13 protein-coding genes and 1 pseudogene are annotated in these 19,077 nt (G+C 61.7%); 8 read left to right on the plus strand and 6 right to left on the minus strand.

Annotation, left to right across the window (positions count from 1 at the left end; translation table 11 throughout):
* Positions 1 to 45 precede the first annotated feature (45 nt).
* From M1B34_RS03850 to M1B34_RS03875, 6 genes are all read right to left on the minus strand, one after another.
* Complete coding sequence (locus M1B34_RS03850) at positions 46 to 1,491, minus strand: aldehyde dehydrogenase family protein (RefSeq protein WP_268264471.1); 1,446 nt, start codon at positions 1,489 to 1,491, stop codon at positions 46 to 48.
* A gap of 51 nt (positions 1,492 to 1,542) precedes the next feature.
* Positions 1,543 to 2,454, minus strand: coding sequence for a 5-dehydro-4-deoxyglucarate dehydratase (gene kdgD / locus M1B34_RS03855; RefSeq protein WP_123337226.1), 912 nt, complete (start codon positions 2,452 to 2,454; stop codon positions 1,543 to 1,545).
* Between the two features lie 391 nt (positions 2,455 to 2,845).
* Positions 2,846 to 3,595, minus strand: coding sequence for a FadR/GntR family transcriptional regulator (locus tag M1B34_RS03860; protein WP_123337228.1), 750 nt, complete (start codon positions 3,593 to 3,595; stop codon positions 2,846 to 2,848).
* Positions 3,596 to 3,738: 143 nt separating this feature from the next.
* Positions 3,739 to 5,466 carry an ABC transporter ATP-binding protein/permease gene (locus M1B34_RS03865; RefSeq protein ID WP_268264472.1) on the minus strand — a complete coding sequence of 576 codons (1,728 nt, stop codon included), beginning with the start codon at positions 5,464 to 5,466 and terminating at the stop codon, positions 3,739 to 3,741.
* A 98-nt stretch (positions 5,467 to 5,564) separates the two neighbouring features.
* A complete protein-coding gene (locus tag M1B34_RS03870) occupies positions 5,565 to 6,125 on the minus strand; it encodes a response regulator transcription factor (protein ID WP_123337232.1) in 561 nt (186 codons plus the stop codon).
* Positions 6,118 to 7,380, minus strand: a complete 1,263-nt coding sequence (locus M1B34_RS03875; protein WP_123337234.1) for an ATP-binding protein — start codon at positions 7,378 to 7,380, stop codon at positions 6,118 to 6,120. The genes M1B34_RS03870 and M1B34_RS03875 overlap by 8 nt, the downstream gene beginning before the upstream one ends.
* A 239-nt stretch (positions 7,381 to 7,619) precedes the next feature.
* Here M1B34_RS03875 and M1B34_RS03880 point away from each other — a divergent pair, with 239 nt between their 5' ends.
* The 8 genes and pseudogenes from M1B34_RS03880 (at position 7,620) to M1B34_RS03915 (ending at position 19,072) form a co-directional block, all read left to right on the plus strand.
* A complete protein-coding gene (locus M1B34_RS03880) occupies positions 7,620 to 8,336 on the plus strand; it encodes an SIMPL domain-containing protein (protein ID WP_123337236.1) in 717 nt (238 codons plus the stop codon).
* A gap of 87 nt (positions 8,337 to 8,423) precedes the next feature.
* Positions 8,424 to 10,025 carry an ABC transporter substrate-binding protein gene (locus M1B34_RS03885; RefSeq protein WP_268264473.1) on the plus strand — a complete coding sequence of 534 codons (1,602 nt, stop codon included), beginning with the start codon at positions 8,424 to 8,426 and terminating at the stop codon, positions 10,023 to 10,025.
* A gap of 261 nt (positions 10,026 to 10,286) precedes the next feature.
* Entirely contained in the window at positions 10,287 to 11,912 is a 1,626-nt protein-coding gene (locus M1B34_RS03890) for an ABC transporter substrate-binding protein (RefSeq protein ID WP_268264474.1), read from the plus strand.
* A gap of 304 nt (positions 11,913 to 12,216) precedes the next feature.
* Positions 12,217 to 13,811 (plus strand): annotated as a pseudogene (locus M1B34_RS03895) (ABC transporter substrate-binding protein).
* A gap of 172 nt (positions 13,812 to 13,983) precedes the next feature.
* Complete coding sequence (locus M1B34_RS03900; protein ID WP_268264475.1) at positions 13,984 to 15,393, plus strand: OprD family porin; 1,410 nt, start codon at positions 13,984 to 13,986, stop codon at positions 15,391 to 15,393.
* A 78-nt stretch (positions 15,394 to 15,471) separates the two neighbouring features.
* Positions 15,472 to 17,067, plus strand: coding sequence for an ABC transporter substrate-binding protein (locus M1B34_RS03905; RefSeq protein ID WP_268264476.1), 1,596 nt, complete (start codon positions 15,472 to 15,474; stop codon positions 17,065 to 17,067).
* 72 nt (positions 17,068 to 17,139) lie between these two features.
* Positions 17,140 to 18,150 carry an ABC transporter permease subunit gene (locus M1B34_RS03910; protein ID WP_123337247.1) on the plus strand — a complete coding sequence of 337 codons (1,011 nt, stop codon included), beginning with the start codon at positions 17,140 to 17,142 and terminating at the stop codon, positions 18,148 to 18,150.
* Positions 18,151 to 18,160: 10 nt separating this feature from the next.
* The gene (locus M1B34_RS03915; protein ID WP_268263895.1) at positions 18,161 to 19,072 is read left to right on the plus strand and encodes an ABC transporter permease subunit; all 912 of its coding nucleotides are present in this window, start codon (positions 18,161 to 18,163) and stop codon (positions 19,070 to 19,072) included.
* Positions 19,073 to 19,077: the final 5 nt, after the last annotated feature.

Raw genomic sequence — 19,077 nt, forward strand, 5'->3', positions numbered from 1 at the left:
CGCCCCGAAAGACCTCAGGCCAAGGCTTCCGGGGAGACAACGGACTCAGGATCCGATGTAGGAGGTCTTCACCACGGTGTAGAACTCCTGCGCATAGCGACCTTGCTCGCGCGAACCGTAAGACGAACCTTTGCGACCACCGAACGGCACGTGGTAATCGACGCCGGCGGTCGGCAGGTTGACCATCACCATCCCTGCCTGAGAGTGGCGCTTGAAGTGGTTGGCGTACTTCAAGGAGGTGGTGGCGATGCCCGCCGACAGACCGAATTCGGTGTCGTTGGCCATGGCCAGGGCCGCTTCGTAATCCGCGACGCGGACCACGTTGGCCACGGGACCGAAGATCTCTTCACGGCTGATACGCATCGAGGCCTCACTGTCGGCAAACAGCGTGGGCGCCAGGAAGTAACCTTCGGTATCGCAAGTCACCAAACCACCACCGCTGACCAGACGAGCCCCTTCGGACTGACCGATATCGATGTACTTGAGGTCTTGCTCCAACTGCGCCTGGGACACCACTGGGCCGATGTCGGTACCGCTCTTCAAGGCATGGCCGACCTTGATCGACTGCATGCGCTCGGCCATGGCCGCGACGAACTTGTCGTGGATGCCGGCCGTGACGATCAGTCGGCTCGACGCCGTGCAGCGCTGGCCGGTGGAGTAGTAGGCGCTTTGCACCGACAGTTCCACGGCCTGGGCCAGGTCCGCGTCATCGAGGATGATTTGCGGGTTTTTGCCGCCCATCTCCAACTGCACCTTGGCCTGACGGGCCACGCAGTTGGCGGCGATCTGCCGACCCACACCCACGGAACCGGTGAAGCTGATGCCGTCGACTTTCGGGCTGTTGACCATGGCGTCGCCGATCACTCGGCCGCTGCCCATCACCAGGTTGAACACCCCGGCCGGGAAGCCAGCGCGGGAAATGATTTCTGCCAGGGCCCAGGCCGAACCCGGCACCAGGTCCGCCGGCTTGAGCACCACGCAGTTGCCGTAAGCCAGGGCCGGGGCGATCTTCCAGGCCGGGATGGCAATCGGGAAGTTCCACGGCGTGATCAGGCCGACCACGCCCAGGGCTTCACGGGTCACTTCAACGTTGACGCCCGGGCGCACCGACGGCAGGTAGTCACCCGACAGGCGCAGGCATTCGCCGGCGAAGAACTTGAAGATGTTGCCGGCGCGGCTGACTTCGCCGATGGCCTCGGGCAGGGTCTTGCCCTCTTCCCGAGCCAGCAGGTTGCCGAGCTCTTCACGCCGGGCGAGGATTTCGCTGCCGACCTTGTCCAGGGCGTCGCTGCGCGCCTGGATACCCGACGTCGACCAGGCCGGGAACGCGGCGCGAGCGGTGTCGATGGCGGCATTCACCTGGGCCAGGTCGGCCTTGGCGTAGTCACCGATCACATCCGACAGATCGGACGGGTTGACGTTGCTCGAATAGTCGGCGCCTGCGACCCACTGGCCGCCAATGTAGTTATCGAAACGTTTTACTTCTGCCACGACTAGCTCCTTACGCAAAAAGCCGCTGATTGCTCAGCGGCCTTGGGTGAATTACTGGGCGCCCTGGGCGTCGATCAACGCCGCCAGCGCTTCATATTCTTCTGGCAACAGGTCGGTCAGCGGGGCACGCACCGGACCTGCGTCGTGGCCGACGATCTTGGCACCGGCCTTGACGATGCTCACCGCGTAACCGGCTTTGCGGTTGCGGATGTCCAGGTACGGCAGGAAGAAGTCGTCGATGATCTTGCCAACGGTGGCGTGATCTTCGCGGGCAATGGCGTGGTAGAAATCCATCGCGGTTTTCGGGATGAAGTTGAACACCGCCGATGAGTAAACCGGCACGCCCAGGGCCTTGTAGGCCGCGGCATAGACTTCAGCGGTCGGCAGGCCGCCGAGGTAGGTGAAGCGATCGCCCAGGCGACGGCGGATCGACACCATCAACTCGATGTCACCCAGGCCATCCTTGTAGCCGATCAGGTTCGGGCAACGCTCAGCCAGGCGCTCCAGCAACGGCGCGTTCAGGCGGCAGACGTTGCGGTTGTAGACCACCACGCCGATTTTCACCGATTTGCACACGGCTTCTACGTGCGCGGCCACCCCGTCCTGGCTGGCTTCGGTCAGGTAGTGAGGCAGCAGCAGCAAGCCTTTGGCGCCCAGGCGCTCGGCTTCTTGAGCGTATTCGATAGCCTGGCGGGTGGAACCACCGACACCGGCGAGGATAGGCACGCTGGTGGCGCAGGTGTCGACGGCCGTCTTGATCACAGCCGAGTACTCACTGGCGGCCAGGGAGAAGAACTCACCGGTGCCGCCGGCGGCGAACAGGGCCGAAGCGCCGTAGGGGGCCAGCCACTCAAGGCGCTTGATGTAACCCTCGCGATGGAAATCGCCTTGGGCATTGAAATCGGTCACCGGGAACGACAGCAGGCCGGTGGAGAGGATGGACTTCAGTTCTTGTGGATTCATTATGCGAACACCCTGGAAAACACGTATGTGATGAAAAATTACCTCAGGCTGGCTGAAGTTGTAGGTCATCGTACAACTAAAAATACAATCGTCAACCGCATTTCATCTGTGCGGAGGAAAAAGCCGAGCCTGACGCGTGACCAGTGATGCCTGAAGAAAGACGAAAAGCCTTTAAATCCGTGACATAGCGCGCCACCGGCACCCGCATCCCGGATGCCGATTCATCCCAGGCACACTAAAGTCGCATTGAGGTACGTTGTCCTACAATGTAAGCGAGTAATCTGAAACAAAACGCAGAACGAACAACGGGCCGGCCAGCACCGGCGACAGATCAATGTCTGCCACCGGCGCTGGTCGGCCCGTTAGAGGGAGGGTGCAGCAGGTGTGGTGGCTAGCCCTGCTGGGCTTGAGCCTCTTCGTGGGCCTGGCGCAGGCGCTCGCGGCTGTTGGTCAGGTGCAGACGCATGGCGGCGCGGGCCGACTCCCCGTCCTGACGGGCAATCGCGGCGTAGATGTCTTCGTGTTCGCGCCCCAGGCGTTGCAGGTACTGCTGCTGATCGTCACGTACGATGCGCGCGGAATTCAGCCGGGCGCGGGGAATGATGCTGGTGCCCAGGTGGCTCATGATGTCGGTGAAATAGCGGTTGCCGGTGGCCAGGGCAATCTGCAGGTGGAACTGAAAATCCGCGGCGGCCGCATCGGAGCCGATGGCGTTCAGCGCCTCCAATTCATCCAGTGCCGCACGCATAGCCGCCAGTTGTTCGTCACTGCGGCGCTGGGCCGCCAAGCCGGCGGACTCCACTTCAAGGCTGATGCGCAACTCGAGAATTGCCAGCACATCGCCCAGGGTCACTACGGTCGCGGGGTCGATGCGAAAACCGCTGGGGCTGGGGGTATCGAGGACAAAGGTGCCGATGCCGTGGCGGGTTTCCACTTGCCCCGCCGCCTGCAAGCGCGAGATCGCCTCACGCACCACCGTGCGGCTGATGCCATGGGCCTCCATGATCGCCGACTCCGTGGGCAACTTGTCGCCACGCTTGAGTTCGCCGTCGCGGATCTGTTCGGACAACACCGTCACCAGTTCCTGCGCGAGGCTGCGGCGCTTGCGGGGAAGTCGGGACGCGGCGTTCTGGTTTTCCATAGTGGGCATCTTCATCGGCAACTGAGGGCGCATCATAGCTCAGCCAGCGTTTGCGATTGTGGTTGAACAACCGGCCCCCGCCGCCGAATTCAAGACGAACGAAAAGCGGCGCCCTCAAGGCGCCGCTGGCAATGACTCAGGCCTCAAGCAGGCAGCGACTGCTCGATCAAATGCCCTTGTTCAATGCGGATATGCCGAGGGTGGAAACACTTGAGGCTGCTGCGGTGGCCGACACTGACCACGCTCAAGCCCGGCAGTTGATCGATCAAGGCCTGGTACAGCGTCGCCTCGTCCTCCTCATCCATGGCTGAAGTGGCCTCGTCCATGTACAGCCACTGCGGTGCATAGAGCAGGGCCCGGGCAAAAGCCAGACGCTGCTGCTCGCCCGGCGACAACATGCGCTGCCAGTGATTGCTTTCGTCCAGGCGCGCGACCAGGTGCGGCAAGCGGCAGGTCTCCAGGACTTGCACATAACGCTCATGGGCATAGGTGTCGCCCGCCTGTGGATAACTCAACGCCTCACGCAGGCTGCCAATGGGTAGATAGGGCTTTTGCGGCAGGAACAGATAACGCTGGTCGGGCATGCGAATCGCGCCATGGCCGGCAGGCCACAGCCGTCCCATCGCCCGCAGCAAGGTGCTCTTGCCGCTGCCGGAGCGCCCGCTGAGCATCAGTCGCTCGCCCTGGGCCACGGTCATCTCGGCACCGGCCAACAGGTGCCGGCCGTCCGCCAGGTCCAGACCCAGGTCGTGCACCTGCAGGGCCTCGCCTTGGTTCTGCACGTCAATTGCCGGCAGGCGTTCCTCGTTGTCGTTCATGGCCTGGCGGAAACTCAGCAGACGGTCGCAGGTGGCGCGCCAGGCTGCCAGTTCCGAGTAAGCACTGATGAACCAGCTGAAGTTCTCTTGCACGTTGCCGAACGCCGAGTTGATTTGCATCAGCTCGCCCAGTTCGATCTTGCCAGCGAAGTAACGGGGCGCGGCGACGATAAACGGGAAGATGATCGCAATCTGGCCGTAACCGGCGGTGAAGAAGGTCAGGCGCTTGGAGACCTTCATGATGTCCCAGAAGTTGTGCCAGACCTTGCCGAAGCGGCTGCTCAGGCGCTGGTTCTCATTCTTCTCGCCGTTGTACAGGGCGATGCTCTCGGCGTTTTCGCGGATACGCACCATGGAGAACCGCAGGTCGGCTTCAAAGCGTTGTTGTTGGTTGTTGAGACCGATCAAGCGCCGGCCAATCAGGTGCGTCAGCCAACTGCCCACCACCGCGTACACCAGGGCGCACCAGAACATGTAGCCGGGAATGGTGTAGCCGAACACTTCGATGCTGCCGGACACGCCCCACAGAATGATCGAGAACGACACCAGGCTGACCACGGTGCGAATCAGGCCAAGGCCCAGTGACAGGGTGCTGCTGGTAAAGCTGTTGAGGTCTTCGGAAATCCGTTGGTCCGGGTTATCGGTGTAACCGCCCTGCTCCAACTGGTAGTAATTCTTGTGCCCCAGCCAACGGGCAAAGTGATTCTCCGTGAGCCAGGCCCGCCAGCGAATGGTCAGCATCTGGGTCAGGTACAAGCGATAGACCGCGCCGAGGATCGCCACGGCGGCGATACCGCAGAAGTACAAAATCAGCTGCCAGAACGCCGCTTCGTCCTTCTTCTGCAAGGCGTTGTAGAAGTCCTTGTACCAACTGTTGATCCACACCGAGATGGCCACGCTGAACAGCGACAGGCCGATCACGGCAATCAACAGCAACCAGGCCTTGCCCTTCTCTTCGCTGCGCCAGTAAGGCGTGGTCATTGCCCAGACCCGGCGGAAAAAAGCGCCGCGCACCGTATCGTTGACCGCAGAGTATTCAGCGTTCTGATTCATCGTTCAGGCTCGGTTGGGATGGGGAAAAGTATGAGGCCGATCATAGTAGATCGGCCCACTTCTTCACGATGCCCGGCAGACTTTCGTTCAGTTGCGGTTCAGCGACGAACCGGCCGCTTCTGCAATTTGCGCTGCAAGGTGCGGCGATGCATGCCCAGGGCCCGGGCAGTGGCGGAGATATTGCCTTCGTGTTCAGTCAGCACGCGCTGGATGTGCTCCCACTGCAGGCGGTCCACCGACATGGGGTTTTCCGGCACCAGGGTGTCGAGGTCGGCGTGCTCGGAAAGCAGCGCGGCCAGCACATCGTCCGCGTCCGCCGGCTTGCACAGGTAGTTGCAGGCACCGCGTTTGATCGCCTCCACGGCGGTGGCGATGCTCGAATAACCGGTGAGGATCAGCACGCGCATTTCCGGGTCGAGTTCCAACAGCTTGGGCAGCAGCACCAGGCCGGAATCGCCGTCCATTTTCAGGTCCAGGGCCGCGTAGTCCGGCAGGTCCTGCTGGGCGATAAGCAGGCCTTCCTCGGCGGAGCCGGCGGTGCTGACACGAAACCCCCGGCGACTCATGGCCCTTGCCATCACACGGGTGAAGGTGGCGTCGTCGTCCACCAGCAGCAAATGCGGCAGTTCTTCGCCTTCGACTTGGATCTCGTCACTCATGTTGCTCTCCTGGGGCGACACGGGGCAGACGCAGCTCGGTGAGCGTACCGCCTTCCTCATGACTGTAGAGTTTCACTGAGCCGCCGGCGCGGGTCACGCTGGCTTTGCTCAAAAACAGGCCGAGGCCGAAACCTTTGCCCTTGGTGGTAAAAAACGGTTTGCCAATCTGCTCGGCGATGGCCAAGGGTACGCCGGGACCGTGGTCACGAATACTGATGGTGAGGTTTTCTTCATCCCAGCCCAACTGCACCTCCAGCCCTTCGGGGCAGGCATCGGCGGCATTGTTCAGCAGGTTGAGCAGGGCCTGGGTCAGGTCCGGCGGTGGCGCCAGGCGTGGCACCGTGCCCTGGCCCAGCAGCAGGAAGCGATAACTGGCTTCCGGGCGCATCAGGTGCCAGCGGTTCAGCGCTTCATCCAGCCACACAGTGACGTCCTGCACCTCCACCGCCAAACGGCGATTGGCCTCGGCGGCGCGCACCAGTTGCTGGAGGGTTTGCTTGCACAGTTTGACCTGGTCCTGAAGCACCTTCAGATCGTCCTGCAGCAATGGGTCGAGGTGGTCCTGGCTCATTTCATTGAGCAGCACACTCATGGTCGCCAGGGGCGTACCCAGTTCGTGGGCGGCACCGGCGGCCTGGGTGGCCACGGCCAGCAATTGCTGATCGCGCAGGCCCTCTTCGCGGCGGATGGCGCGCAGCTCTTCCTGGCGACGCAACTCCTCGGCCATGCGCGCGGCAAAGAAGGTGATCACGGCGGCGGCCAGGGCAAAGCTCAGCCACATGCCGTAGATCTGCATCTTCTCCCGGGCCACGGGGAAGGTCTCCAACGGGTAGAACTGCATCAGCAACAAGGTGTAGAGGGTCAGGGCGATGCCCGACAGCACCACTGAAAAACGCCAGGGCAAGGTCACGGCGGCGATGGTCAGCGGCACCAGGTAATAGGAGACGAAGGGGTTGGTCGAACCGCCGGAGAAATACAGCAAGGCGCTGTGGATAAACAGGTCACAGGCCAGTTGCAGGGCATACTCCAGCTCTGTCACCGGCCACGAGGTGCGCAGGCGAATGGCCGTGAAGGCACACAGGACCATGGAAAACACCAGGGTCACCGCCAGTTGCAGCCAGGGTAACGGCAGCAGGTCGAACCAGTAGGCGAGCCCCACCGAACCGGCTTGAGCGGCCAGGACCAAGGTTCGGATAAACGTCAGGCGCCAGAGGTTCTGACGGGTGGCGGACAACAACTGTACGGGGGCGAGCATGAGCTCTCCTGATGAGCGCTCCAGGCGAATCCGCGCAAGTATAACCAAGGCGCACCTTGCACAGGCAGAACTGCGGCAAAGCGTCACAGAAAAACAGTTGCAAGCTGCACGCATTGAGCTAAAAGCGTAAGTGTTCTCAACGTGCAGCCGGCCGCTTGAAACTTGCCGCTGCCCCCCATTGTCTGAAGGATTCACGCAGGCTCTGCCCTTATCCTGCGGACCGCACTCAAGGAGTTTCAATGCACCATTCCAGTCGCAGCGCCGCCCTTCTCGCCCTCAGCCTCAGCGCCCTCGCCAGCCTGCCGGCCGTGGCCGCCGATGAACTTCACTACAACCAGATTGCCCTGCGCGCCGAAGTCAGCCAGGAAGTGGCGCGCGACCTGATGATCGTCACCCTGTACACCGAGTCGCAAAATGCCGACCCGGCCAAGCTGGCGGCAGAAATCAGCACCACCATGAACAAGGCCCTGGGCCAGGCGCGCCAGGTCAAGGACATCGCCCTGCGCCAGGGCAGCCGCAACAGCTACCCGATCTACGACGGCAAAGGCCAGAAAATCACCGGCTGGCGCGAGCGTGCCGAACTGCGCCTGGAAAGTTCGGACTTCGCCGCCCTGTCGAAGCTGACCGGTGAACTGCTGGGCGACCTGAAAATGTCCGGCATGAACTTCGCCATCGCCGACCCGACCCGCAAGGCCAGCGAAGACGCCTTGCTCAAGGACGCGGTCAACGCCTTCAAGGCCCGTGCTCAACTGGCCACCGAAGCGCTGGGCGGCAAGGGCTACAAGATCGTCAACCTGAACTTCAACAGCAACGGTTATCCACAGCCTTACGAGCGGGCTCCGATGATGATGAAGGCCGCCAGCATGGACTCCGCGCCGGTGACCCCGGATGTCGAGGCCGGCACCAGCCAGGTCAGCATGAGCGCAGATGGTTCGATTGAAGTGCTGATGCCGTAAAGGTTCCAAGTCCCCCCGAAACGGCGGTAACCTCGGTCACCGCCGTTTTTGTTTCGGCCGTCTAGTGCGGCCCTCTAAGGGGAATCCATGGAAAGAATCACGTTCAAACCCTGGCTGCTCGCCGCCGGCCTGCTGGCCTGTGCGCCCATGGCGCAGGCCGCATCGACCCTGGTCTATTGCTCGGAAGCCAGCCCGGCCGGCTTCGACCCCAGCCAGTACACCAGCGGCACCGACTTCGATGCCTCGGCCGAAACCGTGTTCAACCGCCTGACCCAGTTCAAGCGTGGTGGCAGCGAAGTCGAGCCCGGCCTGGCCACCTCCTGGGACGTGTCCAAGGACGGCCTGAGCTACACCTTCCACCTGCGCCAGGGTGTGAAGTTTCACAGCACCGACTACTTCAAGCCCAGCCGCGAATTCAACGCCGACGACGTGGTGTTCACGTTCCAGCGTCTGCTGGACCCGCAAAGCCCGTTCCGCCAGGCGTACCCGTCCGAGTCGCCGTACTTCACCGACATGGGCCTGAACACCACGATCAAGAGCGTCGATAAAGTCGACGAACACAGCGTGCGTTTCAGCCTGAACAACGTCGATGCCGCGTTTATCCAGAACCTGGCCATGAGCTTCGCCTCGATCCAGTCCGCCGAATACGCTGCCCAGTTGCTCAAGCAGGGCAAGGCCGCAGACATCAACCAGAAGCCGATCGGCACCGGCCCCTTTGTGTTCAAGCGTTACCAGAAGGACGCGCAGATCCGCTACAGCGCCAACCCGGACTACTGGAAACCCGAGGACGTGAAGATCGACAACCTGATCTTCGCCATCACCCCAGATGCCGCCGCGCGCTTGCAGAAGCTCAAGGCCGGCGAATGCCAGGTCAGTGGCTACCCACGCCCGGCCGACATTGAAGTGATGGAAAAAGACCCCAACCTGACGGTGCTCAAGCAGCCGGGCTTCAACCTGGGTTTTCTCGCCTACAACGTGACCCACGCGCCGCTGGATCAGCTCAAGGTGCGCCAGGCCCTGGACATGGCCATCGACAAGCCGGCCATTATCAAGGCGGTGTACCAGAGCGCCGGGCAGTTGGCACAGAACGCCCTGCCACCGGGCCAGTGGTCATTCGACCCGAGCATCAAGGACGCGCCCCACGATCCGGAAAAGGCCAAGGCCCTGCTCAAGGAAGCCGGTGTAGCGCCCGGCACCACCCTCAACCTGTGGGCCATGACCGTGCAGCGCGCCTCCAACCCCAACGCGCGCATGTCGGCCCAGATGATCCAGCAGGACTGGGCCAAGATCGGGATCAAGGCCAACATCGTCAGCTATGAATGGGGCGAGTACATCAAGCGCGCCAAGAACGGCGAGCACGACGTGATGATCTACGGCTGGACCGGTGACAACGGTGACCCAGACAACTGGCTGGGCGTGCTCTACAGCTGCGGCGCGGTCAAAGGCAGCAACTACGCCAAATGGTGTGACCCGGCCTACGATCAACTGATACAGAAGGCCAAAGTCAGCAACGACCGTGATGAGCGAACCAAGCTCTACCAGCAGGCTCAGCAGATTCTCAAGCAGCAAGTGCCAATCACGCCGATTGCCAACTCCACGGTATTCCAGCCTCTGCGCAAAGAGGTTCAGGACTTCAAGATCAGCCCGTTCGGCCTCACGCCCTTCTACGGCGTCAGCCTGAAAAAGTAACACTCAAGCCCCAACCGGGTGCGCCAAATGCACCCGGTTGTCCCACCCCAGTGCAGCAATTGCATCGAAAAACCCGCTCGCAAACGATCAAATGCGTCAGAAGTTACACATATGCGACATTCCTGTACGTTCGTACCATTCTTTAAGACTTGCGGTCATAGCACGTCTTGCAATGGGTACGGGCCCTGCATAAGTATCTTCAGGGTCGACTCACGAGGTCGCACTCTCATTCCAAAAATGACAACAAATCATGAGGCCAACATGCTTAAACACGCGGTCATTCCGTTCCTAGTCGGCGCCGGCTTGCTTGCCAGCGCACCCTTCGCCCACGCAGCGGGCAACCTGGTGTACTGCTCCGAGGGCAGCCCCGCCGGTTTCGACCCTGGCCAGTACACCACCGGCACTGACTTCGACGCGGCCGCTGAAACGGTCTACAACCGGCTGGCGGAATTCCAGCGCGGCGCCACCAACGTCATCCCCGGTCTGGCGACCAGTTGGGACATCTCCGATGACGGCCTGACCTACACCTTCCACCTGCGCGACGGCGTGAAATTCCACACCACCCCGTACTTCAAGCCGAGCCGTGAATTCAACGCCGACGACGTGCTGTTCACCTTCAACCGCATGCTCGACAAAGACATGCCGTTCCGTAAGGCCTACCCCACCGAGTTCCCGTACTTCACCGACATGGGCATGGACAGCAACATCACCCAGGTCGAGAAAATCGACGACAAGACCGTCAAGTTCCACCTGAAAACCGTGGACGCGGCCTTTATCCAGAACATCGCCATGAGCTTCGCCTCGATCCAGTCCGCCGAATACGCCGCGCAACTGCTCAAGGAAGGCAAACCTGCCGACCTCAACCAGAAGCCGATCGGCACCGGCCCGTTCGTGTTCAAGAGCTACCAGAAAGACTCCAACATCCGCTTCAGCGGCAACAAGGACTACTGGAAGCCTGATGACGTGAAGATCGACAACCTGATCTTCGCCATCACCACCGACGCCTCGGTGCGCATGCAGAAGCTGAAGAAAAACGAATGCCAGGTCACCGTCTATCCACGCCCGGCGGACATCAAGCCGCTCAAGGAAGACAGCAACCTGAAGATGCCTGACCAGGCCGGTTTCAACCTCGGCTACATCGCCTACAACGTGATGGACAAGATCAAGGGCAGCGACCAGCCCAACCCCATGGCCCAGCTCAAAGTCCGCCAGGCCCTGGACATGGCGGTGAACAAGCCGCAGATCATCGAGGCCGTTTACCAGGGCGCCGGGCAACTGGCGGTCAACGCCATGCCGCCGACCCAATGGTCCTACGACACCAGCATCAAGGACGTGCCCTACGACCCCGAAAAAGCCAAGGCCCTGCTCAAGGAAGCCGGCATCAAGGAAGGCACCGAAATTACCCTGTGGGCCATGCCGGTCCAGCGCCCCTACAACCCCAACGCCAAGCTGATGGCCGAAATGATCCAGTCCGACTGGGCCAAGATCGGCATCAAGGCCAAGATCGTCAGCTACGAATGGGGCGAGTACATCAAGCGTTCCAAGGCCGGTGAAAACGGCGCCATGCTGATTGGCTGGAGCGGCGACAACGGTGACCCCGACAACTGGCTGGGCACCCTGTTCGGTTGCGACGCCATGAACGGCAACAACTTCTCCAAGTGGTGCAACGCCGACTACGACAAGTTGATCAAGGCCGCCAAGGCCACGCCGGACCAGGCCAAGCGCACCGAGTTGTACAAGCAGGCGCAACACCTCCTCAAGGAACAGGTCCCCCTGACCCCCATCGCTCACTCGACGGTGTATCAACCCATGCGCAACACCGTACAGGACTTCAAGATCAGCCCCTTTGGCTTGAATTCCTTCTACGGCGTCAGCGTCAGCAAGTAGGATCCGGCCGCGACGGCGTCATCTGACGTCGTCGCGGTGCTATCCGCCAGGCTCAAGGGCACGACCGACATCAGCGCATCTCCGGCAACGGGGTTGCAGCTGAATATTCAGGCGTTTCCTACAAGCCTTTCAGGCTCCATGCATTTACTCCGCGCTTTACGGTCTCTACCGTCATGGCCTGGCAGTCCTGCATCCGCGGTCTAGCACTTGCGGCAATCAATGGCTTGGAAGCCATGGGCAGTTGTCGCTCCCTGGAGGGAGCGAACCCCCATGGCTCAACACACGAGAAAGGAGCAGGACCGTGATGCGTCATTTCTTGGTTTTATCCGCAGTGCTGGGCAGCAGCCTGCTCGCCGGCGCCGCCCAGGCCGCGCCCAAGAGCCTGGTGTTTTGTTCCGAAGGTAGCCCGGCCGGCTTCGACACCGCGCAATACACCACCGCCACCGACAACGACGCGGCCGAGCCGCTGTACAACCGCCTGGCCGAATTTGAAAAAGGCGCCACCCAGGTGGTCCCCGGCCTCGCCACACGCTGGGATATTTCCGATGACGGCCTGACCTACACCTTTCACCTGCGCGAAGGAGTGAAGTTCCACAGCACCGCGTATTTCACCCCCAGCCGCGACTTCAACGCCGATGACGTGCTGTTCACCTTCAACCGCATGCTCGACCCCGAGCAGCCCTTCCGCCGGGCCTACCCGACCGAGTTTCCCTACTTCAACGGCATGAGCCTGAACAAGAACATCGCCAAGGTCGAGAAGACCGGGCCCATGACCGTGGTCATGACCCTGAACTCGGTGGACGCCGCCTTTATCCAGAACATCGCCATGAGTTTCGCCGCCATCCTCTCCGCCGAGTACGCCGAGCAACTGCTCAAGGCCGGTAAGCCCAGTGAGATCAACCAGAAGCCCATCGGCACCGGGCCGTTCGTGTTCCAGCGTTACCAGAAAGACGCGCAAATCCGTTACACCGCCAACAAACACTACTGGGACCCAAGCCGGGTCAAGCTCGACAACCTGATCTTCGCCATCAACACCGACCCCTCGGTGCGCGTGCAAAAGCTCAAGGCCGGCGAGTGCCAGGTCACCCTGCACCCGCGCCCCGCCGACATCGAGGCGCTGAAAAACGACCCGAAACTGCAACTGATCGAAAAGCCCGGGTTCAACCTCGGCTACATCGCCTACAACGTGCGGCACAAACCCTTCGATCAACTCGAAGTACGCCAGGCCCTGGACATGGCGGTGAACAAACCGAGCATCCTCAACGCCGTGTACCAGGGGGCCGGGCAACTGGCGACGAACGCCATGCCGCCCACCCAATGGTCCTACGATCCAAGCATCAAGGACGCCGCCTACAACCCGGAAAAAGCCCGTGAGCTGCTCAAGGCGCCGGGGTCAAGGAAGGCACCGAAATCACCCTCTGGGCCATGCCCGTGCAGCGTCCGTACAACCCCAACGCCAAGCTGATGGCCGAGATGCTGCAGTCGGACTGGGGGAAAATCGGCCTCAAGGTAAAAATCGTCAGCTATGAATGGGGCGAGTACATCAAGCGCACCAAGAATGGCGAGCACGACATCAGCCTGATCGGCTGGACCGGTGACAACGGCGATCCGGATAACTGGCTCGGCACCCTCTACAGCTGCGACGCCATTGGCGGCAACAACTATTCGATGTGGTGCAACCCGGCCTACGACGCACTGATCAAACGGGCCAAGGTGATCACCGACCGCGAGCAACGCAGCCTGCTTTACCAACAGGCCCAGCAATTGCTCAAGCAGCAAGTGCCGATCACGCCGATTGCCCACTCCACGGTCAGCCAGCCATTGAGCGCCAAAGTCGAAGGTTTCAAAGTCAGCCCCTTCGGCCGCAACGTCTTCTCCGGCGTCAGCCTGGCCCCATAACCCCTGAAGCAAAACCCTGGGGGCGCTTGTCGCCCTCACGCTGGCGCTTTGCCTGGATTTGGCCTTGGCGCCATAGGCAAACGTTTGCACCAACCTGAATGAGTTCCACACCCATAGCCGGTTCAAGCAAAAAAGGCCGGCAGATAAAAAAAGAAACCCAAGGAGCTACAGCATGAAACCGAATCACAGCACGCTACTCGTCCTGGCGATCAGCAGCCTCAGCGCCGCCGCCCATGCCGAAAGCGTCAGCCAGGTATTCGTTCCGACCCAGTTGAACAGCAGCAATGCCCAGGCCGAGGCCCAGGGTTTTATCGACGGCCAGAGCCTGTCGGGCAGCACGCGCAACTGGTACTCCAACGAGGTTCTCCAGCGCGGTGCCCGCTACGAATATAAAAAACACGGCGAGACCCGCACCTCGTCGCGGCGGATCAACTGGGTCCAGGGCACCATCCTCAACTACAGCTCAGGGTTTACCCAGGGCACCGTGGGCCTGAGCACCGAAGTCGCGGCCTACAACGCCGTTGCCCTGGACCGCAGCCGCAAGGACATTGCCGGCGGTTCCAACCGCACCCTGGCCCACACCAACGGCGATGCCGTGGACCAGTGGAGCAAGCTGGGCCTGGCCAACGTCAAGGCGCGGATCTCCAACACCACCCTGACCGCCGGGCGCCAGAACTTCAGCACGCCGATTGTCGACGTCATTGGCAACCGTCCGCTGCCGTCGAGTTTTGAAGGGGTGAGCCTGCACAGCGAAGAGTTCAACAACCTGTCGTTCGACCTCGGCACCTTCGATCGCGTGTCACCACGCAGCGAGCAGAGCCTGTCGAAGTTCCGCAGCGAATACAGCGTCAACAGCAAGATCGAAACCGACCACGTCAACATCGCCGGCCTTAACTACCAGCCGCTCAAGAGCCTGAAAACCAGCCTCTACGCCACCCAGGTCGAAGACTTCTGGAACCAGTACTACGTCGGCGCCACTCACCAATTGGGCGACAGCTCGGTGCTGAGCCTGACCACCGGCCTGAACTACTACAAGACCGTCGACACCGGCAAAAAAGCCATGGGCGAGATCGACAACGACACCTTCTCGCTTTCACTGGGGCTGACCCATCAGGCCCACAGCCTGACCTTCTCCTACCAGGAAGTGGCCGGTAACGAGTACTTCGACTACCTGCACGAAACCAACGGCATCTACCTGGCCAACTCCCTGCTGTCGGACTTCAACGGCCCGAACGAGAAATCCTTGCAGATCGCCTACGGCCTGAACATGGCCGAATACGGAATACCCGGCCTGAAATTCAACCTCTACCAGGCTCGCGGCTGGGGCATCGACGGGACCCACTACAACGGCACCGCCTACAGCGGGGTCAAGGCAGACGGCACGGTGTTTGGCGTGCGCACCATGGACGGCGAAAGCCACTACGAATACGGCATCGGCGCCTCCTACGCGGTGCAGAGCGGGCCGCTGAAGGACACCGCGATCCGCGCCACCTACACCACCCACCGGGCCAGCGAAAACCAGGCTGACGGCAGCATCAACGAGTTCCGCATGGTGACCACCATTCCATTCAACATTCTCTAACGCGGCAGTGGCCTGGCGGGCCCATGACGGGCCCGCCATTGCAGCTAATCTGCTTCCATTGATGGCAGAGGGTTTTCCATGAACGTGCATCCCTTGAAAACGGCAATTGCCGCCGCATTGCTGAGCATCGCCGCCGGTGTGTCGGCCAAGCCCCTGGTGGTCTGCAGCGAAGCCAGCCCGGAAGGCTTCGATATGGTCCAGTACAGCACCGCCGTCACCGGCGACGCCGTGTCGGAAACCATCTTCAACCGCCTGGTGGGCTTCAAGCCCGGCACCACGGACATCGAACCATCCCTGGCCGAATCCTGGGACATCAGCCCGGACGGCCTGACCTACACCTTCCACCTGCGCCAGGACGTCAAGTTCCACCGCACGGACTACTTCACCCCCAGCCGCCCCCTGAATGCCGACGACGTGGTCTGGAGCTTCCAGCGCCAACTGGACCCCAAACACCCCTGGCACGACAAATCCAGCGTGGGTTACCCGTATTTCGAAAGCATGGGTTTCAAGGCGCTGCTCAAAAGCGTCGAAAAAGTCGACGAACACACCGTGGCCTTTACCCTGACCCGCCGCGAAGCACCGTTCCTGGCCGACATTGCCATGGCCTTTGCCTCGATCTACCCGGCCGAATACGCCGACCAGTTACTCAAGGCTGGCAAGACCGCCGAACTCAACAGCAAACCCATCGGCACCGGCCCCTTCGTCTTCAACCGCTACGCCAAGGACGCCCAGGTGCGCTTCAAGGCCAACCCGGACTATTTCCTCGGCAAGCCCCCCGCCGACCCATTGATTTTTGCCATCACCACCGACAACAACGTGCGCATGCAGAAACTCAAGGCCAACGAATGCCAGATCGCCCTCTACCCCAAGCCCGATGACATTGCCGGCATCAAGGCCGACCCCAACCTCAAGGTCGATGAAATGGCGGCCATGACCACCGGCTACATCGCCATGAACACCACCCGGCCGTTCATGAGTGACGTGCGGGTGCGCAAGGCGATCAACATCGCCTTCGACAAAGAGGCCTACATCAGCAGCCTGTATGGCCCGGACTCCGCAGTGATCGGCACCGGGCCTTACCCGCCGACCCTGCTAGGCTTCAACAATGCCCTGAAGAACCCGCCCCGGGACCTGGACAAGGCCCGCGCCCTGCTCAAGCAAGCCCAGGTGCCACCCGGCACGGTCTTGACCCTGTTTACCCGTAACGGCGGCGGGCCGACCAACCCCAATCCGTTGCTGGGGGCACAGATGATGCAGGCCGACCTGGCGAAGATCGGCCTCAAGCTGGACATCCGGGTCATGGAGTGGGGCGAGATGCTCAAGCGTGCAAAAAATGGCGAGCACGATATGGTGTCCGCCGGTTGGGCCGGCGACAACGGCGACCCAGACAACTTCCTCACGCCTAACCTGAGTTGTGAAGCGGCGAAAAACGGCGAAAACTACGCCCGCTGGTGCAATCAGGCGTTCCAGGACTTGATCGACAAAGCCCGCACGGGCACTGAACCGGCCGCACGGGCTGCGCTCTATGAACAAGCCCAGGTGGTTTTTGACCAGGATCAACCCTGGATTCCCATGGCCTACCCGAAGTTATTCACGGCCATGCGCAAGAACGTCGAGGGCTACCACATGAGCCCCCTGACCACGAACAACTTCGCGACCACACAAGTGAAGTGATAAGAAACGCCCGTTGCCGTTGACCCCAACGACCACGGGCACGCCTAACCGGCTGATGAGGTACACCCAACGATGTTTAGTTTTATTGCCCGCCGTGTGGGGTTGCTGATCCCCACATTCTTCGGCATCACTTTGCTGACCTTTGCCCTGATTCGCATGATTCCCGGCGACCCCGTGGAAGTCATGATGGGCGAGCGTCGGGTCGACCCCGAGATGCACGCCCAGGCCATGGAGCGTCTTGGCCTGAACAAGCCGTTGTACGCCCAGTACCTGGACTATATCGGCAAGCTGGCCCAGGGCGACCTGGGGGAATCCCTGCGTACCCGCACCAGTGTGTGGAGCGAGTTCACCTCGCTGTTCCCCGCGACCCTGGAACTGTCCATGGCCGCCCTGCTGTTTGCCGGGATCCTCGGGCTGCTGGCCGGGGTCATCGCCGCCTTGAAGCGCGGGTCGCTGTTCGACCATGGGGTGATGGGCATCTCCCTGACCGGGTACTCGATGCCGATCTTCTGGTGGGGCCTGATCCTGATCATGTTCTTCTCCGTCAGCCTGGGCTGGACCCCCGTCTCCGGTCGCATCGACCTGCTTTATGACATCGAGCCCAAGACCGGTTTCATGCTGATCGACACCCTGCTCGCCGACGAGCCCGGCGCCTTCCTCGACGCCCTGCATCACCTGATCCTGCCGGCCATCGTCCTGGGCACCATTCCCCTGGCGGTGATCGCCCGCATGACCCGCTCGTCGATGCTCGAAGTGCTGCGTGAAGACTACATCCGCACCGCCCGCGCCAAAGGCATGTCGCCGGCCCGGGTGGTGTTCGTCCACGGCCTGCGCAACGCGCTGATTCCGGTGCTGACGGTGGTCGGCCTGCAAGTCGGCACCCTGCTGGCCGGCGCCGTGCTGACCGAAACCATCTTCTCCTGGCCCGGCATCGGCAAATGGCTGATCGAAGCCATCGGCGCCCGGGATTACCCGGTGGTACAGAACGGCATCCTGCTGATCGCCTGCCTGGTGATCCTGGTCAACTTCGTGGTGGACATCCTCTACGGCTTTGCCAACCCACGCATCCGTCATCAGCGCTGAGATCAAGACCATGAGCACACCCACGCCTTCGGTAGCAGTCGATCAAAGCCTGCTCTACCCCTCGGTTTACAAAGAATTCTGGCATGCGTTTTCCCGTAACAAGGGCGCCGTGGCCGGCCTGCTGTTTATGTTGCTGGTGATTTTTTGCGCGATTTTCGCGCCATGGGTATCGCCCCATGACCCCAGCGAGCAATACCGCGACTTCCTGCTGACGCCGCCGGCCTGGCTCGAAGGCGGGCAGATGCAGTTCCTGCTAGGCACCGATGAACTGGGCCGCGACCTGCTGTCACGGCTGATCCAGGGTTCACGCCTGTCGCTGCTGATCGGCTTGTCGTCGGTAGTCATGTCACTGATCCCGGGGATCCTCCTCGGCCTGTTCGCCGGGTTCTTCCCGCGGCTGCTGGGCCCGACCATCATGCGCTTGATGGACATCATGCTGGCCCTGCCGTCCCTGCTGCTGGCCGTGGCGATTGTCGCCATCCTCGGCCCAGGCCTGATCAACACCGTGATCGCCATTGCCGTGGTGTCTTTGCCGTCCTACGTGCGCCTGACCCGCGCCGCAGTGATGGGCGAGATCAACCGCGACTACGTGACGGCCGCCCGCCTGGCCGGTGCCAGCCTGCCACGCCTGATGTTCATCACTGTGCTGCCCAACTGCATGGCGCCGCTGATCGTCCAGGCCACCCTGAGTTTCTCCTCGGCGATTCTCGACGCCGCGGCCCTGGGCTTCCTCGGCCTGGGCGTGCAACCGCCCACGCCCGAGTGGGGCACCATGCTGGCCTCGGCCCGGGACTACATCGAACGCGCCTGGTGGGTCGTGAGCCTGCCCGGACTCACCATTTTGCTCAGCGTGCTGGCAATCAACCTGATGGGCGACGGCCTGCGCGATGCGCTGGACCCGAAACTCAAGAACGCCGCCTGAGGAGA

This window comes from Pseudomonas morbosilactucae, from assembly GCF_023241715.1.
GTDB classification, from domain to species: Bacteria; Pseudomonadota; Gammaproteobacteria; order Pseudomonadales; family Pseudomonadaceae; genus Aquipseudomonas; species Aquipseudomonas morbosilactucae.